Here is a 4,848-nt window from a genome sequence, read left to right as displayed (position 1 = left end):
ATCATGCAGGGATACATCCTTTTTGGTCTTTTTAAGCGATCTCAAATGCATGAGGATTTCGTTCTCAATACAGCGGGCGGCAAAAGTGGCGAGCTTCGTGCCTTTGTTCGGGCGGTAACTCTCAATAGCCTTGATCAGCCCGATGGTGCCGATGGAGATGAGGTCCTCCATGTCTTCACCGGTGTTGTCGAATTTTTTGAGGTTGTGGACACGGGGCGATGTCAAAAAACAAACCATCTTCGATTGATTAAGCGTTTAAAAGGCCATTTTATTTACATGCCTTTTAGTCTTGCAAAGCTTAATTGCAAGAACAATTAATATCCATTTAAGTATAAATGATCAACTCCTAGAAATGAGCTGATCATTTAAATAAGTTTGAACATTGTAAATACTTTTACTTTACTGGTTATATCCTTTCTCTATTTAACTTACGAGCATAATTTCTATAGCTTAATATACAAGCAACAATTAAGAAACATACTATTAATACCTTTACCCATATCGGATAATTAAGCTGTAAGTTTGCCCATATCCCTACGACTAGTATAATCGCCAGTAATATAGCTTGCAGTATCTTTTTGGTTCTGATCTTCATTACAAATCTTACCTCCTTTATTCTTCATGCTTCATCTCAGAAATCCGTTCATTAACGATGTAAAGGAGTTCATTTACATCTTTTAATCCTCCGGCAAATCTTATTTCTTTACCAGAGTATTTTTCCAAAAAAATGTAGCTCCCTTTTTTGGTTATCCTTCTTAACTCATTCATTTCAATTTCTTGTTTATGAATAAAATCTTTCAAAGTGATTTTTTTATCAGTAATAATTACCTTAATTGTATTAATGCCAATTAGAAAAACAATAACTACTATCATAAAAAAAACAGCAATTATAACAAGTGGAATATTATTTTTTTTCCACATCAATATGAGGACATTTACACACAAAAAGGTGGCTGCGATAGCTGGTAAATTAGCGGTGAGAGGTAATTTATAAACCATGGGGTATCTAATATGAATTTTACTAGGATCTACATTTTTTCCTTTGTTATTTTTATATTGGATATAAAAATAGACAATTAGATAGATAACAATACTTACCATTATTACAGTTCTAGTATCTATATTAATCTCCCCTTATAAAACTTGCTGAGTTCCCTTTTACTATCACTAAGAGATAGTAAAAGGGAACTCAGCTATTATTTAATCAACTAAATCTAATAAACTATTAATTAAAGTGTCCAGATATAGACCTAAATTATCATCTCTTATATTCGCAGTGGCAGCTCCTATAGCTATATTAGCTATAGTATCAACATCAAACATACTCCCTCCTTCATATAAAGTCATTATTGCTTCATTAACTCCGGAACCAACAAGCCCTCCAGCCGTTAAATTTCCAGTTAAAGCACTTATAGTACCGGTTACACTTGTTCCAGCAAAGGAAGCAAAGGCAGAAACACCAGCATGCTCTAAGCTTTCTCCATCAAGTAAATCATCAAAAAATGTTATGAGCCCATTTGCAGCTGCTATACCAAAAATAACACTCCATTCAATGGCAATGTGACCACTTGGATCTACATATTTTAATGAATTATTCACCACATAAATATACGGATTCTGGCTATCCGGATGATTCAGTCTGCCTTCCCAGGTATCTTCTGTAATGAATCTTCCGACACTCGGGTCGTACCAGCGTGCACGGAGATACTGCAGACGTTGTCCTTCATCCCAAGACTCGCCGGAATAACGGAACGGGTTCGTGTACTGATCTGCCTCTTCCTTTACGGTAGGATTTCCCCAAATATCATACTCGTTGGTGTTGAGGAGGGTCTGGTCCTGTCTGTACAGGTTAACTACATCGCCGTGTCCGTTCTGGAGGTAATACCAGATTATATCTATAATTATCACTACAGGCGTTGCCTGCCTTGTCATACTCACACTGTATGATTTTCCGCATAAGATAACCGCTCACGGTTTCGGTTTAACAGTCCATTTTGTTGCATAAGTTAGATATAATTCATGAATGTTAGATACATATAAATCAGTGGATTAATTAGTAAATACATGGAATATATTACTTGATATTTGATAATTAAAGGGTTCTATAGGTTAATAATCCTTAAAGGAGCGTGAATTATATGAATGAATGGTCTATACTTGATTGGGCTACTCGAATAATTGGGATCGGAATTATTATTAGATCTTGCTTTTCTATTTTTAGCAACAAAGTCGGTATTCAAGATAGATCTACAGGAAGAACAACGCCAGCAGAACAGTTATCTACAAAATCAAGAAATATTTTGCGAGTGGCTGGAGGTGTTGGATTGATTATTGGAACTTTAATGATCATTTACGGTGGTAGAATTTTAGATCTTCTTTTCCCTTGGTAAAATTTCTTTTACTCACCTCTGCTAACTTAATAAATGACAAATCAATTTCAATAAACCATTGCAATAAAAAAAGGACTTGTGATTACCACAGTCCTATTTTCATTGCTACTTCAAGCACTTTTAAAGCCTTTTAAGAAAGTTTTTATAACTAGTTATTGACACGTTCTTTTTTTGTTTGATAAAATGCTATCCCCCATACAATCAAAACCAATGGAATAAATACATACCAAGGTAAAGTTACCGTTTCTCCTATAAAAAAGGATATAGCCAGAAGTATTACTATTACAATGATAGAATAAAGCATTCCTCTTCCAAATGTTTTCATGTACTCACCCCCTCTAAAATTCACTTTTCTGGAATAATCCATTCTGCTGGCGCTCCCCTGGAAGGAATATCATTAATATTTAAAGATTTATGTCTTCTATAGTAAGCTGTGTTTTCTTCACCATTCATTTTATAAGTAACTTCATAATATTTACCTCCGACATTATCGGTTTTAAAAGGTGTTTGAGAAACATGCACTCGTTTTACCTTAATTATTTCACCCCCTAAACTCTCAACTTTGGTAGTTATTTCTTTATCAACAATTTTATCCCACCTGTTACTAAAAAATATAAAAGCGAATAATAAAATACCAAAGATAATTATAAAAGATAAAAATGATATCTGAGGTTTTTTCAATATATTCACTTCCTTTTATCCAATTTCCCCTAAGTTTTTCTTCACCATAAATCCACCAATTCAAGTTCATTAGATGCAACATAACTGGTCGAACTATTCTTAATAGTAGGAATTTTAGGAGTGCCTACCCCAGTCCTTAATTCTCCAGATACTTCATAATTGTCTTTGTCACTGTAAGTTCCAGATGCCCTAGCTGAATGTCCGCCTCCAATATCAAATTCAACATCACCTTTTACGTTCCCTAGTTTCCCAGTGGTTTCGCCTTTACTATATGTTCCACCTACGCCTACTGCAGACGTTGCCCTTCATCCCAGTACTCCCCAGAGTAGCGGAACGGGTTCGTTTACTGATTCGCTTCTTCTTTTACAGTAGGATTACCCCAAACATCATAATCGTAGGTGTTCAGAAGGGTCTGATCCTGTCTGTACAGATTGACTACATCGCCATGTCCGTTCTGGAGGTAATATCCTACGGTCCCCCATTGGTTCTTCATGCTAATTAACTGCAATCCGCGGACATAGCGGGCTTTGTAGTTGAAGGTGCTTCCTGATAGGCTTCCTTCGGCGATGATATTCTCTCCGTCATAGTAATAACTGGTTGTGCTGCCATCATTTTATTCCCGCATCAGACCGTCGCCATCGTACTTATAGCTGGTTGTGAAGCCGTTACGGGTCACCTGTTTGAGCTGGTTAGCCCCATCATAGCTATATTCCATTATGTTTGTGTGCAGACTCGAAATGGTTGACAGCTGTACCGTCCGGTTGCCTTTCACATCATATCCATACTGTTCATTACCCTCTGAACTGGAAATGATATACACTCACGATAAGGCAGCACTTTTCACCTACAGTCATACACCAGAGAATATTGTTCCTAGCAGCGTCACATGCGTTCCGAGAACTAGAAAAAAGCAACTCATCCGCAGATAAGTTGCTTTTAATGCATCTATTGTAGCGGCACTTTTTTTATAGCTTATCCCCTAACGTTTCGCCTTATAAAACTCATGATACAGCTTCATGAGCGCCCTCTTCTCAATCCGAGAAACATAACTCCGCGAAATCCCCAGCTCCTTCGCAATTTCCCGCTGCGTCCGCTCTTCTCCGCCTGTATCGAGCCCAAACCGCCCTACAACGACTTCCTTCTCCCGGTCATCCAGAATATCCAGGTTGCGATAGATTTTGCTCTTCTCAATCTTCAGATCCACTTCCTTCACAATATCATCTGCGTCGGAACCGAGAATATCGATTAAGGTGATTTCATTGCTTCTTTATCCGTCCCTATAGGATCATGCAGGGATACGTCCTTTTTGGTCTTTTTAAGCGACCGAAGGTGCATCAGGATTTCGTTTTCAATACATCTGGCGGCAAAAGTGGCGAGCTTCGTGCCTTTGTTCGGGCGGTAACTCTCAATAGCTTTGATCAGCCCGATGGTGCCGATGGAGATGAGGTCCTCCATGTCCTCCCCTGTATTGTCGAATTTTTTGAGGTTGTGGACACGATGCGATGTCAAATGCGCTACTTGAGATTTCAGTATCCACACTAAACAGAACAACTTTCACAAGGACTACTTAGTGAAAGGTATTTATAAGTTTCGTAAACATAGCAATAATAATCCTAGGATCAACTCCCTTTTTTGCATGATATTCCTTCACGTTTTCTTCGCTTCCGAAGTCTACAACAATGTAAATTTTTCTGTTAACCTGCTCAGTTACAAAGCATAGGTAAACAACACAAAAGCAACCCGACCGTTCAGCGGGCTGCTTTAAGTCCGTTTAAAA

At 37.8% G+C, this 4,848-nt stretch carries 7 protein-coding genes and 1 pseudogene; 1 reads left to right on the top strand and 7 read right to left on the bottom strand.

All coding sequences use genetic code 11. The features are described 5' to 3' along the window. The 3 genes from AQR02_RS33490 to AQR02_RS03725 form a co-directional block, all read right to left on the bottom strand. Positions 1-225 (bottom strand): sigma factor (locus tag AQR02_RS33490; RefSeq protein WP_280818593.1); only part of this gene is annotated, 225 nt, incomplete at its 3' end. 387 nt (positions 226-612) lie between these two features. Then, a complete protein-coding gene (locus AQR02_RS03730) occupies positions 613-1,101 on the bottom strand; it encodes a hypothetical protein (protein ID WP_054939448.1) in 489 nt (162 codons plus the stop codon). Positions 1,102-1,200: 99 nt separating this feature from the next. Further along, a complete protein-coding gene (locus AQR02_RS03725) occupies positions 1,201-1,932 on the bottom strand; it encodes an RHS repeat-associated core domain-containing protein (protein ID WP_082451933.1) in 732 nt (243 codons plus the stop codon). Between the two features lie 206 nt (positions 1,933-2,138). On the opposite strand from AQR02_RS03725, the gene AQR02_RS32250 reads away from it, so the two are divergent. Next, positions 2,139-2,390, top strand: a complete 252-nt coding sequence (locus AQR02_RS32250) for a hypothetical protein (RefSeq protein WP_148449055.1) — start codon at positions 2,139-2,141, stop codon at positions 2,388-2,390. Between the two features lie 148 nt (positions 2,391-2,538). On the opposite strand, the gene AQR02_RS32775 is transcribed toward AQR02_RS32250, so the two are convergent. The 4 genes and pseudogenes from AQR02_RS32775 to sigK all read right to left on the bottom strand — a co-directional run. Beyond that, entirely contained in the window at positions 2,539-2,715 is a 177-nt protein-coding gene (locus AQR02_RS32775) for a hypothetical protein (protein WP_167347600.1), read from the bottom strand. A 20-nt stretch (positions 2,716-2,735) separates the two neighbouring features. Next, positions 2,736-3,071, bottom strand: a complete 336-nt coding sequence (locus AQR02_RS03720) for a hypothetical protein (RefSeq protein ID WP_054939446.1) — start codon at positions 3,069-3,071, stop codon at positions 2,736-2,738. Positions 3,072-3,414: 343 nt separating this feature from the next. Then, the gene (locus AQR02_RS32245) at positions 3,415-3,564 is read right to left on the bottom strand and encodes a hypothetical protein (RefSeq protein WP_159067680.1); all 150 of its coding nucleotides are present in this window, start codon (positions 3,562-3,564) and stop codon (positions 3,415-3,417) included. 486 nt (positions 3,565-4,050) lie between these two features. Further along, positions 4,051-4,562 (bottom strand): annotated as a pseudogene (gene sigK, locus AQR02_RS03710) (RNA polymerase sporulation sigma factor SigK); the annotation flags it as partial. Positions 4,563-4,848: the final 286 nt, after the last annotated feature.

This window comes from Paenibacillus ihuae, from assembly GCF_001368795.1.
Taxonomy (GTDB): domain Bacteria; phylum Bacillota; class Bacilli; order Paenibacillales; family Paenibacillaceae; genus Paenibacillus_AQ; species Paenibacillus_AQ ihuae.
The sequence above is the reverse complement of the archived record's forward strand: the minus strand, read 5'-3'. Positions and strand labels throughout refer to the sequence as shown.